Below are 17498 nucleotides of genomic sequence, written 5' to 3'. Positions count from 1 at the left end.
GCACGTCGTTGCTTACGGGTTCAGCTTCAGGATGTAGCATTGGCACTTGTCGTCGATCTTCTTTTCTGCGACGCGGAAACCGGCTTGCTTGAATACACCGGCCATGGCGTCGAGTTGCTTGTCGCGAAACGCCATCGTCTCCTTGGATGCCTTCACTTCCTCGCTGGCGGCGGGCGCTTCCAGAGGGCGCTCGGCGGCGCTCCACGGTGCGGTTTGAAAAACGTACAACTCTCCTTCGGGCTTGAACGTCGCGCGCAGGTTCTTAAGCCCCGCGACGACTTCCGCGATCTTGGCCTCATCCTTCACGAGGGCCGGCACGAAGAAATCGCCTTCGTAAATCACCGCCAGGTCAAGGCTGTCGGCCGGCAGCCGCCAATCAGTAAAGTCACCGGCGACAACCTGGACGTCGTCTTTTCGCTGACTGAAAAAGCGGTTCAAAAGGAATGAAAAGACTTCGCGGCCATCGTCTCCGGATTCGACGACGTACAGGCGTGCGAATTTTTTATCCGCCGCCAGAATCGACGCCGCCAGTGCGCCGGTTCCCGCGTAAAGCTCGGCGACCGTCGCGTCAGGAGGGATTTCCAGATCCGTGACGCAGCGATTTTGGAACACCGTCGAGTGGTAAAAGTTCGGAAGATCCGTCGCGTTCACCGCACGATCCTTGATTTTGCCGATGACGTCCCTCTTGTTGAATTCGCGTTTGCCCGAGGGGATGAACGGCAGCGTGGCGAGCGCTTCGGCCGATTTGGAGTCGATCGTCTTGCCGGTGCGCGGGTCGACGTACGTTTGCACGCCGGAGGGGGGAGGTACGCCGGGTGCCTGGACCGGATCGTTTGGATTAGTCCGCACGGCGGGCGCGGTACCGATTGGTTTCGGCGGACTTAGAACCGGCCCCGTGTCGCCCTCGGGCGGTTGCCCGCCGGGAGCGGGCGGCTGGTCGCCACCCTTGCAGCCGACAAACAGGATCATCATTATCAGTGCAACGAGCAACGCCGCAGATAAGGGACAACGTCGCCGCGGATTCAACGCGAAAAGAAGCATCATGCCTTCTCCTGTAATGAGGCCCTAAGGTTAAGACAGTTTGCCTCCCTGGCACAAGTGTCGCGGCAGGTGCGGAGAGAATTCACTTATTTCACGCCACTTTCGTTTGACACCCGGCGGACGCCTTTCTAAACTGCCCGCATTCGCTCGGCGAGCGGCGGGAGGTCTGTATGCGGCGTTACCTTATTATCGTTTTCATCCTGGTTGGTCTGGCGTGCGGATTACCCGGGTGCGGCGAAGATTTCGACACCAAGGAAGACCCGACTCTCGACGAGATCATGGACATCGGCAAAGGGTACTTGCGCGAAGGCAATGGCGGCAGCGCCGCGGAGGCGTTTTCGGCCGCCCTGCGCATCGCCCCGGATTACTCCGAGGCAAAATTCGGGATCATCATTGCGCGTAACCAACAGTTCATTGCGCTGCTCGATGCGCTCATCAGCTTCGCAACGTCGATGGAAACCGTACCGCCTGACAACGGCCTCGATGCGTTGGTGCTGGCCGAAACCGAACCCATCGGCGATTACATCCAGGATTTTCTGGAGCAGAGCGCGGATCGCTGGTACAAGCAGGTCGACGCCATCTACGACGAGTTGATGCTGGTCGAAGACCCCTATTTCGAGATTGATTATTTCAGCATGGAAGTGCAGGGCGTGCTGCGCTTTGATTTGGGCGGGCGACTCGACCGCACGGACCTGCATCTTTTCGGCGTGCTCAATTCGCTGGTGCGCGCCATCGCCGATATCGCGCTCGCCTACGACATCAACTACGACTTCTTCTCGATTCAATTACCGGAACTGGCGCTCGATTTCAGCAACCTCTCGCTGGACGACCCAGAGGCCATCGCGGCGCTGATTGAATCGCTCGACCCGATTTTCCAACTCCTGGAAGACCTGCTGACCTACGAGGACAACCCGGATTTCCTCACCTTCAAAGATGAAGAGAGCGCCCAGCGGATCAAAAACGCCGGCGTGGAATTGGGCTCGCTGTTCTGGCGGCTCCACCTGATGATCGAATCCGCCTACGCGGAAACCGGCGCGCAGGATCTCGCCACGGTGCGCTACATCGATTCCAACCGCGACAACCTGGGTGACCCGCAGTCCGAGTCGCTGTACATCCCTGCCATCGGCGTGCTGGACCCCGGCCTCACGCAAGGACTCGATGAGTTGGCCGTGTTGACGGCGAGCGCTTTCTGGGACCAGACCGACTACGACACCGCGCCTAACATCCCTAATCCCTTCTACATCGCCTACGCCAACGGACTCCTGGAAGGCTTGGATATTCTGCCCTTCGTGATCAACAAAGAGTTCCTGGAATCCCTCGGCATCGATATCCCCTTCCTCGGCGACGACTTTCGCATCGTCATCGATGAAATCCCGTACATCCTGCCCATCGACGTCGGCCCCTGGTTTGCCGATCCCTCGCCGACGGGATTGAAGGATCTGCTCTGGAACATCGTTCAGCTTTGGGATGTCGTGGCGGCGCTCCTTCCGGAACTGTTGACCTAAAGGAGGCGGCGGGTGAGGGGCCTGACCCGCGGTTTCGGCTTTGCATTTCGCGGATTCTCATACTTGATGCGTCATAGCGATTTGTGGCCGACGGCGTTGCTGCCGATACTGATCAACGTCCTTGTCTTCGCCGGCGGCTTGACCGCGTACGTCTATTTCTTCCCCCGCATTCTCGACGTGTTCGTCAACTACCCGGAAGTTTGGTGGCAGTGGGTCGTCTACGTGCTCGCGATTATCCTGCTCGTGGCGGTCGCCGCCGTCGTGGTCGTGTTCGGGTTCACGCTGCTGGGCTGTCTCGTTGCCGGGCCCTTTCTGGACATGCTTTCCGAGCGTGTGGAGAAAAAGGAAGGCCGCCCGGACACCCGCACGAACCTACGGCAGTTCTTCGGCGACACGTGGTCTACCGTGACTTTTACCGTGCTTGTGCTGTTGTTGTTCGTTTCGACCCAGCTTCTGTTGCTGTTGCTATGGTTTGTTCCCGTCGTCGGCGGCATTTTGTATGCCGTGCTGTCGCCGCTGACGGGCGGTTTTCTGCTGGCGCTGGAGTTCTTCAACCTGCCGCTGACGCGACGGCGCACCGGAACTCGCGACCAGATCAATTTCGCCTGGCGATACAAATCCCACGCCGTCGGCTTCGGCCTTGCCGTCTTTTTGACGACCCTCGTACCGCTGCTCAATTTCCTGTTGCTTCCCGTGGCCGCCATCGGCGCCACCCTGCTGGTGCGGGAACTGGAGAATGAAAATGACCATGCGCCCGCATCCGGCTGAGAACATTCCCGAACACCGCTTGCGTGACCTGCGCCTGCTGGCCAGCGACATTGACGATACACTCACCGAATCAGGCCACATTCCCCCTGCTGTACTTGAGACCCTTCAACGCGTGAAAAATGACGGCGTGCGCGTTTGGCTGGTAACCGGACGCTCCGCCGCCTGGGGGCAGGCGATGTCGCATTACCTCGACGTCGACGGGGTGATTGCCGAAAACGGCGGCGTGATCTGTCGTGGCGAGGAAGTCCGCCTTCTGGCCGACACGAGCCTCATCGGCGACGGGCGCGCCCGACTGATCGAGGCCTTCGAACGTTTGCGCAAGCGTCTGCCTGCCGCCCGGGCTACCGGCGACAACATCGGGCGCCTAACGGACTGGACGATCGATCGCGCGACGCTTTCCACTGACGAAGTGGCCACGGCCGCCGCCACCGCCGAGGAGGCCGGGCTACGCTGCGTGGCCAGTTCCATTCACGTGCACTACTTCGCCGCCGGGCACGACAAGGCCACCGCGCTGGGCCGTATCTGTGAAGAGGAAGCGATCGACGACCGCCAACAAGTACTTACTCTCGGCGACAGCGTTAACGACGAACCGCTGTTCAACCCGGCTTACTTTCCCTTTTCGGTCGGCGTGGCCAACGTCGCGGAGTACCTCGACCAATTGCAGCATCGTCCCCTGTTCATGTTGCCCGCCCCCCGCGCCGCCGGCGCGCTCTGGCTGCTTCGCCGCATCCTGGTCTGCCGCGGCGTGTAGCCGATCGACGCGCCCCGAAGACCGCTTGTCTTTCTCGCGAGCCGGGGCATCGTGAGACTGAGTTGCACCGCGACCGGCGATTTCGTCGCCACCGCGGCTCCGGCTGATGATAAAAAATGTGACGCCGTCACCGATGACGAAGCAATTGGTGACGATAATGTCGCCAATGCCGACACAATGAGCGACGCCGACGAAACATAGAATGACGCGCGTCACCTCTTCGGGTTATTATTTCAAGGGAAGCACAATGCTTAATTGTCGAGGTAAGAACGGGACACGCAACAAGTGCATGTCCCTGGTTTTTTTGCATGAAGCTCGCCGAGCGACAAGCGGGCGCGGTCGCCGTGACAATATGGTCGCCGGATGCACACGGTTTTGGGTCCAGGCACCGCCTGGCGGGAGCGCGCTAATGGCACGAAAAATATGAACATTTGCTCTTGCACGGCCTGTAACGCTGCGCTAGAATGCAGCCTCGTTTTTTCGGGGAATGCCCGCAAATCATTGAATATTATGGTTTTTTTGCTGCTTTGGGCCGGTTCGCCCCAATCGGCGAGGCCGGACAAGGCAGCCGCCAAGTGCATCGAACACCTCCGGGTGATCGAAATACCGTTCGAAAGGAAGAAATGAACGCATGACAGACAACACTAACACCCCCAACCCTAACGAACCCGACACCAAGTCGGATGCCGCGATCCCGGACACGCCTGCGCCGACCGAAGAAGTCGAGGAAGAAGGCGAAAGGGAGCTCACGTTCGCGGAAATGCTCGAGGAAACCCTGACCTCTTCCCAACAGGAAGGCGAAGTCGTCAAGGGCGTCGTGATCCGCATCGAAAAGGATCACGTTCTGGTCGACATTGGTTTCAAGAGCGAAGGCTACATTGATGCCAGCGAGTTTCGCGATGAAACCGGAAAGGTCACCATCAGCGAAGGTGACGAAGTTGAAGCGCTGATCGAAGCCATCGAAGATGAAGTCGGCGTCGTCGTCTTGTCCAAGGAGAAAGCGGACAAGATGAAGGTGTGGGATGAAATCTACAAGGCTTACAACGCCGACGGCGTTGTGCGCGGCAAGGTCGTGGCGCGGGTCAAAGGCGGTCTTTCCGTCGACATCGGCGTGCGCGCGTTCCTGCCCGGCAGCCAGGTCGACCTGCGGCCCGTGCGCAATATCGAAAAGTTCATCGGTCAAGAAGTCGAGTGCAAGATCCTCAAATTCAACAAACGCCGCGGCAACATCGTTCTTTCGCGCCGCGCCTTGTTGGAGAAGGAACGCGAACAACTGCGTGCCGAGACGCTCAAGCAACTCGAAGAGGGCGCCGTTCTCGACGGTATCGTCAAGAACATCACCGATTACGGTGCGTTCATCGATTTGGGCGGCATCGACGGCCTGTTGCACATCACCGACATGAGCTGGGGCCGCATCAACCACCCGTCCGAATTGTTTGAAGTCGGCGACGAAGTTCGCGTCGTGGTCCTCAAGTACGACGAGGAACGCCAGCGCGTCAGCCTCGGGTACAAGCAGATTCAGCCCGACCCGTGGACTGAGGTTCCCGAGAAATTCAAGATCAATGACAAGGTCAAGGGCAAGGTCGTCAGCCTGACCGATTACGGCGCTTTCGTCGAATTGGAAGAGGGTGTCGAAGGCTTGATCCACGTCTCCGAAATGAGCTGGGTCAAGAAGATCAAGCATCCGAGCAAAATCCTGGCCATCGGCGACGTGATCGAAGCCGTTGTGCTGGATATCAACGTGGAGTCGCGGCGCATCAGCCTCGGGTTGAAGCAAACCGCCGACAACCCGTGGGATAAGATCAGGGAAAGATACCCGGTCGGTACGCGCATCCTGGGTAAAATCCGCAACATTACCGACTTCGGTGTGTTCGTGGGTATCGACGAGGGCATCGACGGCCTGATTCACATCAGCGACATTTCCTGGACGCAGCGGATCCGGCATCCGTCCGAGATCTTCAAGAAGGGCCAGGAAGTCGAAGCCGTCGTGCTCAACATCGACACCGAAAACGAGCGCTTCTCCCTGGGCATCAAGCAGCTCCAGGAAGACCCGTGGAAAGCGTTGCCGGACAAACACCGGACGGGCGACATCGTCGAAGGCACCGTGATCAACATCACGGAGTTCGGCGTGTTCGTCGACCTGGGCGATGGCATCGAGGGCTTGATCCACGTGTCGGAATTGTCGACCAAGAAAGTCGACGACCCGTCCAAGATCTTCAGCGTCGGCGACAAGGTGATGGTGGAAATCATCAAGATCGACGAACGCGAACGTAAGATTCGCCTGTCGCGCCGCAGCTTGGAAGTCAACCGTGAAAAAGCCGACATGGCCGATTTCATGCAGAAGCAAGGTTCCAGCACGGTGCACATCGGCGACTTGATCGCCAAGGCCGCCAACACCTCCGCAGCGGAAGAAGTAGCGGAAGTGGCCGCTGAAGAAGAAGACGCTCCGGCGGAAATCGAAGAGGCCGCACCGGAAGCTGAAGAGGTCGAACCGGAAGCCGACGAAGCCGAAGTGGTCGAAACGGAAGCTGACGAAGCCGAAGTGGAAGCCGAAGAAGCCGAAGAAGCCGAAGCGGAAGCCGAAGAGGCCGAAACCGAGCCTGCTGAAGAGGCGACCGAGGAAGTCGCTGAGGAAGCGCCGGCTGAGGAAGAAGTCGACGTCGTGGCCGACGAGGTACCGGAAGCCGAGGAAGCTCCTGAGGAAACTCCTGAGGAAGCTACCGAGGAATCAACGGACGAAGAGCCCACGGAAGAGGCGCCGGAAGCCGACGATACCGAAAAGTCCGAAAGTTAATAAACGCATGAGCGATACGCGCGGCGGTGTGAACCGCACACCGCCGCGCCTTAAAACTCTGGCGAATGCGAGAGCGGCATGAAGAGATACCCGTTCCTATTGGGGTTTCTGATTTTCGGCCTAGTGGCCGTGTTGTTTTACGCAGTGGTCGTGTTTTCGTTCTCGTTTGCGGGAACCGGCCGGTCGTTTGGAGTTTCGTGGTTCTCTGAAAGCATTGGCGTGGTGGAAATCGTCGGCGTGATCGATTCGAGTCGGCGAATCACCGAGCAAATACGGGACTATGCCGAGGATTCGGGAATCGCCGGATTGTTGGTGCGCATCGACTCGCCCGGCGGCGTCGTGGCTCCGACTCAGGAGATCTACTCGGAACTGCGGCGCACTTCGGCCGAAACGGGTATTCCCATTGTGGCGTCGCTGGGATCGACCGCTGCGTCCGGCGGATATTATGTAGCGGCCGGGTGTGATTATGTCGTTGCGAATCCGGGCACACTGACCGGCTCGATCGGCGTGATTATGGAATTCATCACGGTCGAAGGCGCGTTTGAAAAGCTCGGCCTGAAAAGTGAAGTCATCAAGTCCGGGCCCTTCAAGGATTCAGGCAATTATGCGCGATCGTTGACGCCCGCCGAACGCGAGATGCTGCAATCGACGATCGATTCGGTGCATGAGCAGTTCGTGGAGGCGGTCGCGGCGGGACGCGGGTTGGAACCTGAGCGCGTGCGTGAAATCGCCGACGGCCGAATTTACTCCGGCGCTCAGGCGATAGAAATCGGCTTGGTGGACCAACTCGGCACGTTTTACGATGCCGTTGACGTGTTGAAGGAAAAGCTGGACATTACAGGGAAAGTGAAGCTCATTTTCCCGAAACGGAAAAAACCCGATTTAATGGACTTGTTCTTGGACGACGTGTTCGGTCGCCTCGAACAGTGGCCTGGGACAACGCCCAAGAGTCGGCTGTATTATCGATGAGGAGGGATTCGACCGATGACGAAAAGTGATTTGATCGCTGCAGTGGCGGAGAAGATTCCGGGCAAACGGAAAAAAGACGCGGAAGTGATCATCAACACGATTTTCGACAGCATGACCGACGCCCTTCGCCAGGGTGAACGTATCGAGATTCGAGGTTTCGGCAGTTTCCATCTGCGTGAGCGGAAAAATCGCGTCGGCCGCAACCCCAAGACCGCTACGAAGGTCCACGTGCCCGCGAAAAAAGTACCCTTTTTCAAAGCGGGCAAGGAACTGAAAAAACTCGTCGACTTCGACGGAAGCGAATGAGGGAAGCCGGTCGTACGGTCCGCATCGGAATCCTTTCCGATACCCACCTGGATGGCCCCTGGAACCCCGAACCGTTTCGGCGCCTGTTGTCCGGCCCCTTCGCCGGAGTGGAAAGAGTCCTGCACGCCGGCGACGTTGGTGATTACGACTGGCTTACCGCCGTGGCCCTGGCCGGGGTGCCGGTGACGGCGGTGGCCGGCAATTGCGACGAGCAAGACGACCCGCGTTTACCGGCCCGCCGCATCCTAGACATTCATGGTTACCGCATCGGTTTGATTCACGGCTGGGGCGACGCCGCGCGAACGCCGCACAGAGTCGCCCGTGCTTTCGCCCAAGATGATGTGAACGCAGTGGTTTTCGGGCATACACACCAGCCCCACCTTGCAACGGGGGGGCAAGTCACCTACTTTAACCCAGGTTCCATGTTCTGGCCGCGAAACAGCCGGGAAAGCGTCGGGTTGCTCACGCTTTCCGCCGGCCGGCCGAAATGGACGCACATCACTCTCGAGGGAAGCCGGTAGCCCGCATGGACAGGATTTTCGCGCCGTGGCGCATCGATTACATCAAGGCGGATCAACCTGAGGAAGGGTGCGTGCTGTGCAACGCCGCGCAGGCGGACGACGATGCGGAAAAGCTCGTGTTGCACCGGGGCGTTCATGCCTACGTCATCATGAACAAATACCCCTATACAAACGGGCATTTGATGGTTTCCCCGTACGCGCATCTAGGCGAGATGACGGCTCTTTCCACCGAGATGTGGGCCGAGGTGATGGAACTGACGACGCTTTGCGTGCGCGCGCTGGAAATGTACGGGCGACCGCATGGCTTCAACATCGGCATGAACATCGGACGGGTTGCCGGCGCCGGTGTCGAGGGACACCTGCACATGCACGTCGTGCCGCGCTGGAACGGCGACGTGAACTTCATGCCGGTGCTGGCCGATGTGCGCGTGATCAACGAACATATAGGTGAAACCTTTGCGGCGCTTCGGCGCGCATTTGAAGAACTAATCGCACAAGACAAAAAAAAGGGATCGGAATGAAACGGGTTGTCATTTGGGCGTTTCTCTTCGTCGTCTTGGTGTTGTTGGTGGCCCAGGCCATTGAGTCGAACCGAGACGAACTAACCAGGACGTTTCCTTTCAAGTTCCAAGTGCCGTTCACGGATACGATGTTCCAGACTGCGGCGCAGCTTTCGGTGGCTAGTTACTTCGCTATTTGCTTCGTCGGCGGTGGATTCCTCGTGATGTTGCTGTCACTTGTGGCGGTCATCAAGTCCAATCGAATAGCCAAGCGATCTCGGCGGGAACTGGAAGATGCGAACGACGAATTGGAGCGTTTGCGCGGTCCGGCCGAAGACGACGAGGTGTATCAAGCCGACCGGCTTGAAACCTGACGCCCAGTTTTCCGATACACCAAGCGCCGAGCGCGGCGCGAACGATAAGCTAAAAGGCGTCATTTTTGCACTGGCGAATCTCCGTTGTGCTTGTTTTGCTGATCTGCCTGCCGGCCGTGGCAGGGGACGATGACGTTGCCGAAAATATCCTGAAGTTGTACGCGACGGGGGAAATCGCCAAGGCCGATCAATCGCTCGACGACTTCCTCGAAGCGGAGACCGACCCCGCCAATCGTTGCCCCGTCTTACTGGCGGCCGCACAAGCCGATCGCCCCTTCTTCGACGCCAAAAAACGCTTGCGCGAATGTATCGAAAACTGCGCCCAGCGACCGGAAGAAGCGACGGCCCGCGCCGCACTGGTTCGCCTTCTGCACTTGAGCGGCGAGGATCGCACGGCGATCAACAGCGCCGATGAATTTCTACGAAAGCACCCCGATCATCCCGCCGCTCCGGATATCTTGTTGCTGCGCGGAGCCTTGGAACTGCGGTTGCCGCTGGGATCGACTTCCGGACGCAGCTTCGCCACGTTTTTGGCCAAGCACCCGGACCACCCGCGTGCGGCGCAAGCACTGGCCGGCCTCGGCGACATGAAGGTGAGGCAGAAAGACTGGCCGGGCGCCGTTGAGGCCTACATGCGCGCCTTGCAGGCCAACTCGAATATTCTAGACTTGCCTTCGATCTATTTTCATCTTGGCTTGGCCGCGGAAAAACAGCATCGATACGACATGGCCCACCACTACTATCGACTGCTGGTGCAAAACTGGCCCGAAACGTTGGTCGCCTGGCGAGCCAAGGATCGCCTCGAGAGCACGCTCTTTCGCGACGGGGGTCCGACGGAAATCCGCCCGCCGAAAAGCAAGGCGCGCTTCAGCTTGAGTGTCGGTGTCTACGAAAACCTCGCCGCCGCCGAACGCGCCTCGGGATCTTTCTCCGCGGCGGGGCTTCGCGTGCATCTCGTATTGCGTGGCAAGCGTTGCGAATTGCTGGTGGGCGAGTTCGACACGGAGTCCGACGCCGAAAATTTTGCTAATGAATTGACTCGACGTTTTCACGTTGAAACCGTTGCCAAACGACTGCCGTAACCTTGGTCGTGACGATCGGGAGGAACATCATGAATCAAATTGTCGAATGCGTACCTAATATCAGCGAGGGACGGGATCAGGCCAAGATCGACAGCGTGCTGGAGGCGATTAAGCGCACGGGCGCCATCGTGCTTTCCGCCGAGGCCGAAGCGACCTACAACCGCACGGTCATCACGATCGTGGGCGACCCCGAGACGATCGTCGACGGCGCCTTTGCCTGCATACGCGCTGCGACTTCAATGATCGACATGCAGCAACATCAAGGCGAGCATCCGCGCATGGGTGCCGCGGACGTCGTTCCTTTTGTGCCGGTCAAGGGCGTAACGATGGCCGATTGTGCGCGCTTGGCCCGCAAGTTGGGCCGCCGTGTGGGCGACCAGATCGGCATACCGGTGTACCTGTATGGCGAGGCGGCGCGTAGGCCCGAGCGCACTAATTTGGCCAAGGTCCGCAAAGGCCAGTACGAGGGATTGCTCGAGAAGTTGAGCGACCCGGAGTGGACGCCGGACTTCGGTCCCGCGAAATTCGTTCCGGCCTCCGGCGCAACCGCGATCGGCGCGCGGCAGTTTCTTATCGCCTACAACGTCAACCTGGCGACCGAGGACGTCGGCTTCGCCAACACGATCGCCAAGACCCTCCGCGAGTCCGGGTACAAAAAAGACGGCGAGCGCATCCCGGGCCTTTTTCAAGCAGTCAAAGGGATGGGTTTTGCGTTGGAGGTCCCCGGCCGCAAACTAGCGCAAGTCAGCATGAACTTGGTCAACTATAAGGTCACCAACATGCATGTGGTCTACGACAAAATCGTCGAACTCGCCGCCGAAAAAGACGTGCAGGTCACGGGTTCGGAAATCGTCGGCCTCTTGCCGCTGGTTGCCCTGGCCGAAAGCGGCCGTCACTACGGCGGCGCCGATCTCGATGACGCCGCGGCCGTGCGCGCGGCCGCCGAGGGATTGGGCCTGGCGGATCTCGCGCCCTTCGATCCCGATGAAAAAGTGCTCGAATACTTGATCGCCAAACGCTTGTAAGGAGTCGCCGATGTCCAAGCTCGTGGAGTTGAAAGTCAATGAATTCGTCGATCTACTCGCCTCGAACGAACCGGCGCCGGGCGGCGGCAGCGTGGCAGCCTTGGCAGGCGCACAGGCAGCCGCATTGATGGCGATGGTCTGCCGCCTGACCATCGGCAAAAAGAAGTACGCCGATGTGGAGGAAGAAGCGCAGAATGCGCTGGAGGCGCTCGAGCGTTTACGTGGTGAACTAATGGCGCTGGTCGACGCCGACACCGATGCGTACAACAAGTTCGGCGACGCTTTTGCGATGCCCAAGGGTACCGACGAAGAGAAGGCGGCGCGGCGGCAAGCGATTCGCAACGCGGCCAAGGGGGCGGCTCAAGTGCCCGCTCAAACGTTGGCGGCGTCGGCGAAAGTGGCGAGGTTGATCGAGTCGCTTTACCGGAAAACGAACAGGAATTGCCTGTCGGATGCGGGCACCGGAATGCAACTCGCCTACACGGCGGTGATCGGTGCGGCCATGAACGTGCAGATCAACTTGTCCACGACCGGCGATGAGCAGTTCAACACCGAGCATGCCGCGATCGTCGCCGACGCGTTGGCGGAAATTACGCCCTTGGCCGAAACGGTAACGCTTGATATTCGCAGCCTGCTTGCGGATTAGCGGGAGTCGGGCCGACGCTAGGCTTTTCCGATCTGCGGGTGTTTGCTACTTTAGCGAATCACGGAGAGAGGCGGGATGGAATTCACACGCGCTGCGGTAGGTAAATGGTTCACCGGGCTGGAGGATGTCGGCCATCGCGGCCCGACGCTCGGCCTGATGACCGGCCGTTTCGTGAATCTGATTGCGGCAGCCATATTTTGGATGGTTTCCTGGAACTTCGCGCCCCCGCGTCCGTACCTGTTGCTGGCGATTTACGGATTCGGCTTGGTGGGCGTTGCTTACGTGCTTCTATTACCGCGCGTGTACCTCTGGCGTTTTCCTATCGCCACCACGTTAGACCTTCTGTTCTTAGATCTGGCGGCCATCACCAGCGTAACGGTAAACACCGGTGGACTCAGCAGCCCCTTTCTTTGCATCTTCCTTTTTCCATTACTTGCGGCGTATTTTTACGATAACCGGCGTTTGATCGATCTGACGGTTGGCGGGGTGGCCGCGTCGTTGCTGATCGTGGCCGCCGCGCATCGCTTTTTCATGCCCGCCGCCTTGACCGGCCCGGCGTTGCCGATTTCCGACGTGTGGGCGTGGCAGGTGCCGTTCCTCTTCGTACTCTTGACGCTGGCTTTCTTCATCAATCGACGCTCCGCCGATCAACGCCGCGAAGCGCAAACCGAAATGGGCAATCTTCAGCGGCGACTGGGTGCGGCCAACGACGAACTGACGCGCAGCTTCTACGATTTGGAGGCGGCGCTGGATCGCGGCCGCGCTAATCAGGATTACGCCCAGCACGCGCGCCGGCAGTTGCTACGCGCCGAGCGCTTTTCTGCAACGGGCAAATTGGTGGCCGGTATTCTGCACGACATGACCAACCCGCTCTCGATCATCATCAGCGATTCCGAACTCTTCTTTTTGAAATTCGAAGACCGGCTCGACAAAGCGCGCACGACGCTCCAACGGGTACTGCAAAACGCCCAGCACATGTCGCTGCTGATCGATAACCTGCGGCTGCTGACCAAACAACGCGGCGACGCCGTTCATTCGCCGATCGATATGCGCCACTTGATCATGCGTTGCCTCAGAGCCCTGGAACCCGAGCGCAAGCGGCGCGGCGTCGTCGTGGATTCCATCCTTGACGAAAACACGCCGGGCCTACTGGGCATTGAAAGCCAGCTCGAACAAATGATCGTTGATCTCTTGGTCAACGCGTTTGAAGCCATCCATCGTCCCGGCGGGCGGGTCACGATACGGACCCGGCAGGAGGAGGACACCCTGGTGCTGGAAGTCGAGGACGACGGCGAAGGAATTGCCGCGGAATACCTGCCGCAGATTTTCGAGCCGTTCTTCAGCACCCGCGGTACTCCGAGTTCCCTGGGACTCGGGCTCTTTTCGGTGCGGACGATTGTGGAGGAGCATGGCGGCGTCGTGAGCGTTCGCAGCAAGCTCGATGCCGGCACGACCTTCATCATTCGGTTGCCGTTTGAGCCGACACGGCGAAAAAAGAAAACGAGCTGACATTCATGGCCAAACTTACGCTTGAAGAGATCCTGCAACGCTGGCGCGACGACCCTCGTTTCATGGAGAACGTGCGCGCTTTCAAGGAGCTGCCGGCAGTGCCCGGCGAGTTTCGCGACTTTCCGACCTGGGTCCATGCCGACTTGCGGCGCGTATTCGCCGAGCAGGGCATCGAGCGCCTTTACAGCCACCAGGCCGCGGCTGTCGAACACGTTCGCGCCGAACGAAATATCGTGTTGGTAACTCCCACCGCCAGCGGCAAAACGCTGTGCTACAACCTGCCGGTGCTGCAGGCGATCATCGACGAGCCCGAAACCCGGGCGCTGTACATGTTTCCGACCAAAGCGCTGGCCCAGGATCAGATGCATGAGATCCACGGCCTGATTCGCAAGCTTGGCGCCAACATCAAAACCTTCACCTACGACGGCGATACGCCCGCCGACGCCCGGCAGTCGATCCGTAAGCAGGGGCACGTCGTGGTCACCAATCCGGACATGCTTCATACCGCGATCCTGCCGCACCACACCAAGTGGCAGAAGCTGTTCAACAACCTCAAGTATGTGGTGATCGACGAACTGCACGTCTACCGCGGCGTCTTCGGCAGTCACCTGACCAATGTCATCCGCCGCCTTCGCCGCATTTGCCGCTTCTACAACGCCGACCCGATTTTCATCCTGTGCAGCGCCACGGTCGCCAACCCGCAGGAGCACGCGCAGAACATCATCGAAAGCCCCGTCGAACTGATCGACGAAAGCGGCGCGCCGCGGGCGGCTAAATCCTTCGTGCTGTTCAATCCGCCGGTGATCAATCGCGAGCTCGGCATTCGGCAGGGAGCCCTACAGCCCGCGCGTCGTATGGCCACACAGTTGATTGAGAACTCGCTGCAAACCATCGTCTTCACCACGAGCCGCCTCAATGTCGAAGTGCTCACCAAGTATCTCAAGGATCGCTTCGCCAAGGGCAAACCGATCGACGATCAGTACGTCACCGGCTATCGCGGCGGCTACCTGCCGAATTTGCGACGGCAAATCGAAAAGGGCCTGCGCAAACGTACGGTGATGGGCGTGGTCAGTACCAACGCCCTGGAACTGGGCATCGACATCGGCGACCTCGAAGTGTGCATCATGGCCGGTTATCCCGGTTCCATCGCCAGCACCTGGCAACAGGCCGGACGGGCGGGGCGGCGTTCGGGGCACAGCCTGGCGGTGCTTGTGGCGCGCAGCAATCCGCTCGATCAATACATCGTCGAAAATCCCGAATACTTTTTCGGCCACAGCCCGGAGCATTGCCGGGTCAATCCGGACAACCTGCTGATCCTGCTTCACCACTTGAAGAGCGCGGCCTTCGAACTACCTTTCGAGCGGGGTGAGGAATTCGGCAAGGAGAACATTGAGGAACTGCTCGATTACCTCACGGAAAAAGATGTATTGCATCGCGTCGGCGATCGCTGGCATTGGGCGACCGACAGCTACCCGGCCGACGAAGTGTCGCTGCGTTCGATCAATCCGCAGAACGTGGTCGTGGTGGATACGACCGACCCGGCCAGCCACCGCGTCATTGCCGAGGTCGATTGGGACAGCGCGTTTACGACCGTGCACACCGAGGCGATTTACATGGTCGAGTCGCAGCAGTTCCACGTCGACGAACTGGATTTGGAGCGGCAAAAAGCGTACGTGCGCAAGGTGGACGTGGATTACTACACCGACGCCATGACCTACACGAAGGTGCGGGTCATCGAGGAATTCGACTCGACGCCGCAGCCCGAACTGATTTTCGAGCAGGGCGAGGTGCAGGTTGTGCGCAAGGTGGTCGGCTACAAGAAAATCAAGTTCTACACCGCCGAGAATCTGGGTTACGGCGACGTCAACCTGCCCGAAAAGGACATGCACACGACCAGCTACTGGTTCACGATTCCCAAAGACAGGCTTGAGACGCTGCCCTTTACGCGGGACGAACTCATCGACGGACTCACCGGCCTCGGATACAGCCTGCATCACCTTGCCGCCATGTTGCTGATGGCCGATCCGCGCGATCTGGACCGCTGCCTCGGCGATAAAAGCGGCAATTGGTTCGTGCGACATTCCGCGGCGGGTCGCACAATTGTTGACGCCGGTGGCGACCAGACGCCCAACGTCGATGCCTTCGACCCCACTATCTTTATCTACGACGCCTATCCCGGCGGTATCGGTTTTTCCGAACTGCTCTTCGATAAACACGACCTTTTGCTCACCACCGCCCGCGAACGCATCACCGCCTGTCCCTGCGAAACCGGCTGCCCTAGTTGCGTGGGTCCCACGTTGGAGGTCGGTCCCCGGGGCAAGGAAGTCGCCCTGGCGATTCTCGCATTGATCCACCCATGAGCGTCGTCGACCGGCTCAAACGTTTGACCGGCGAAAACGCCGACGCGGAGCAACGCGAGAAGGACGCCAAACAGCGGCAACTTGAGAACCTACGCGGCCGCATCGAACGGATCCTCGAACGGCGGCCGGGCGCCGGTGCAACCACGCCGAGCGCAGCCGTACCGGACCGCCGCCTGCCGCCCCTGGGGCTCAACGATGTTGCATCGGGCCGCGAGTACCAAACCCCGCACGGCCCTGTTTTTGTAGTCGAGGACGACATTGACGTCGGCGAGTTTTGGGGTCGCCGGCGCTTGCGTGAATTCGCCGCTCTTAATACGCGCGCCGCGGCGTTGCTGGCCCGCGACGGCCGCGTGGCCGAATACGATCCCGCCGACGCCCTGTTTCTCGATACGGAAACCACGGGCCTGTCCGGCGGCACTGGAACCTTCGCTTTTTTGATCGGTTTGGGGTGGGTTGAGCGGGAGCGCTTCGTAACGCGGCTCATTTTCGCCCGCGACTTCCTCGAGGAAGCGGCGGCGCTGCATACGCTGACTGAATTCGCGGCGCAAAAAAAGTACTTGATCACTTTCAACGGACGTACTTTCGACGTCCCCTTGCTCACCACGCGTTTCGTGTTGAACCGCGCGCCCGACTCCTTGGCCGATCTGCCGCACCTGGATCTACTCGCGCCGGCGCGCCGCTTGCTGGGGCATCGGCTGCCGAATTCCCGCCTGACGACGCTGGAAGCCGAAGTGCTGGGCGTGCGTCGCGACGGCGACATCCCGGGCAGCGAGATACCGCAGCGCTATTTTGATTTCCTGCACACGCGCGACGCCCGGCTCGTGGCTGACATCTTGAAGCACAATCGGCTCGACGTGGTCAGCATGGCCGTGCTGGCGGCGCACATGTCCGAACTGCTCACGCACGGCCCGGATACGCCGGATGCGGAGACGGACGACGTCGTCGCCGCGGCGCGACTCCACCTGCTACGCGGTGATCCCGTTACGGCAGAGCGTTTTCTGTGCAAGATAGTCGCGGCCGATCCGAAGCATCAGCGCGACGCCGCGGGGCGGGAACTCTCAATGCTGTTTAAGCGTTCGCAGCGGGCCGAACCGGCTGTCGCTCTGTGGCGCGAGATGCTGGTCCACGACTCAAAAGACCTGTTTGCCGGGGAGGAACTGGCGAAACATCTGGAACACCGAGAACGCCGCTTCAGAGAGGCGATCGCGGTTGTGCAACGCTTGCTTGCCGGGTGTCCCGCCGACGAAAAGATTCGTGCGGCGCTGGCGCATCGCCTGGCCCGACTGCAGCGCAAGGCCGAGAAAGACCAAACGGAATAACGGCGGCGCTTTGCGTTTCCGCCTTGTC

At 59.7% G+C, this 17498-nt stretch carries 17 protein-coding genes; 16 read left to right on the top strand and 1 reads right to left on the bottom strand.

The window, feature by feature from the left end; genetic code table 11:
- Positions 1-12 precede the first annotated feature (12 nt).
- On the bottom strand, positions 13-1044 hold the full coding sequence (locus P9L99_01425; GenBank protein MDP8221994.1) for an rRNA adenine N-6-methyltransferase family protein: 1032 nt from the start codon (positions 1042-1044) through the stop codon (positions 13-15).
- 167 nt (positions 1045-1211) lie between these two features.
- On the opposite strand from P9L99_01425, the gene P9L99_01420 reads away from it, so the two are divergent.
- The 16 genes from P9L99_01420 (at position 1212) to P9L99_01345 (ending at position 17470) form a co-directional block, all read left to right on the top strand.
- Positions 1212-2546, top strand: a complete 1335-nt coding sequence (locus P9L99_01420) for a hypothetical protein (protein ID MDP8221993.1) — start codon at positions 1212-1214, stop codon at positions 2544-2546.
- Between the two features lie 12 nt (positions 2547-2558).
- Entirely contained in the window at positions 2559-3314 is a 756-nt protein-coding gene (locus P9L99_01415) for an EI24 domain-containing protein (protein MDP8221992.1), read from the top strand.
- A complete protein-coding gene (locus tag P9L99_01410; protein MDP8221991.1) occupies positions 3289-4065 on the top strand; it encodes an HAD family hydrolase in 777 nt (258 codons plus the stop codon). The genes P9L99_01415 and P9L99_01410 overlap by 26 nt, the downstream gene beginning before the upstream one ends.
- A 51-nt stretch (positions 4066-4116) precedes the next feature.
- The gene (locus P9L99_01405; GenBank protein ID MDP8221990.1) at positions 4117-4266 is read left to right on the top strand and encodes a hypothetical protein; all 150 of its coding nucleotides are present in this window, start codon (positions 4117-4119) and stop codon (positions 4264-4266) included.
- 430 nt (positions 4267-4696) lie between these two features.
- Entirely contained in the window at positions 4697-6859 is a 2163-nt protein-coding gene (locus P9L99_01400) for a 30S ribosomal protein S1 (GenBank protein MDP8221989.1), read from the top strand.
- Between the two features lie 78 nt (positions 6860-6937).
- Positions 6938-7828 carry a signal peptide peptidase SppA gene (sppA, locus tag P9L99_01395; GenBank protein MDP8221988.1) on the top strand — a complete coding sequence of 297 codons (891 nt, stop codon included), beginning with the start codon at positions 6938-6940 and terminating at the stop codon, positions 7826-7828.
- A gap of 15 nt (positions 7829-7843) precedes the next feature.
- Positions 7844-8134, top strand: a complete 291-nt coding sequence (locus tag P9L99_01390; GenBank protein ID MDP8221987.1) for an integration host factor subunit beta — start codon at positions 7844-7846, stop codon at positions 8132-8134.
- The gene (locus P9L99_01385; GenBank protein MDP8221986.1) at positions 8131-8655 is read left to right on the top strand and encodes a metallophosphoesterase family protein; all 525 of its coding nucleotides are present in this window, start codon (positions 8131-8133) and stop codon (positions 8653-8655) included. The genes P9L99_01390 and P9L99_01385 overlap by 4 nt, the downstream gene beginning before the upstream one ends.
- Positions 8656-8660: 5 nt before the next feature.
- Positions 8661-9176: an HIT domain-containing protein gene (locus P9L99_01380; protein ID MDP8221985.1), complete on the top strand. Its 516-nt coding sequence runs from the start codon at positions 8661-8663 to the stop codon at positions 9174-9176.
- Positions 9173-9529 (top strand): LapA family protein, encoded by a 357-nt coding sequence (locus P9L99_01375; protein MDP8221984.1) that lies wholly within the window; start codon positions 9173-9175, stop codon positions 9527-9529. The genes P9L99_01380 and P9L99_01375 overlap by 4 nt, the downstream gene beginning before the upstream one ends.
- A 65-nt stretch (positions 9530-9594) precedes the next feature.
- A complete protein-coding gene (locus P9L99_01370; GenBank protein ID MDP8221983.1) occupies positions 9595-10611 on the top strand; it encodes a tetratricopeptide repeat protein in 1017 nt (338 codons plus the stop codon).
- Positions 10612-10640: 29 nt separating this feature from the next.
- Positions 10641-11636, top strand: a complete 996-nt coding sequence (gene ftcD / locus P9L99_01365; protein ID MDP8221982.1) for a glutamate formimidoyltransferase — start codon at positions 10641-10643, stop codon at positions 11634-11636.
- A gap of 10 nt (positions 11637-11646) precedes the next feature.
- The gene (locus tag P9L99_01360; GenBank protein ID MDP8221981.1) at positions 11647-12282 is read left to right on the top strand and encodes a cyclodeaminase/cyclohydrolase family protein; all 636 of its coding nucleotides are present in this window, start codon (positions 11647-11649) and stop codon (positions 12280-12282) included.
- A 75-nt stretch (positions 12283-12357) separates the two neighbouring features.
- The gene (locus P9L99_01355; GenBank protein ID MDP8221980.1) at positions 12358-13791 is read left to right on the top strand and encodes a HAMP domain-containing sensor histidine kinase; all 1434 of its coding nucleotides are present in this window, start codon (positions 12358-12360) and stop codon (positions 13789-13791) included.
- A gap of 5 nt (positions 13792-13796) precedes the next feature.
- Positions 13797-16151, top strand: a complete 2355-nt coding sequence (locus P9L99_01350) for a DEAD/DEAH box helicase (protein MDP8221979.1) — start codon at positions 13797-13799, stop codon at positions 16149-16151.
- Positions 16148-17470 (top strand): ribonuclease H-like domain-containing protein, encoded by a 1323-nt coding sequence (locus P9L99_01345; protein ID MDP8221978.1) that lies wholly within the window; start codon positions 16148-16150, stop codon positions 17468-17470. Before P9L99_01350 ends, P9L99_01345 begins: the two co-directional genes overlap by 4 nt.
- The last annotated feature ends 28 nt before the right edge of the window (positions 17471-17498 follow it).

It is taken from the genome of Candidatus Lernaella stagnicola (assembly GCA_030765525.1).
Taxonomy (GTDB): domain Bacteria; phylum Lernaellota; class Lernaellaia; order Lernaellales; family Lernaellaceae; genus Lernaella; species Lernaella stagnicola.
The sequence above is the reverse complement of the archived record's forward strand: the minus strand, read 5'-3'. Positions and strand labels throughout refer to the sequence as shown.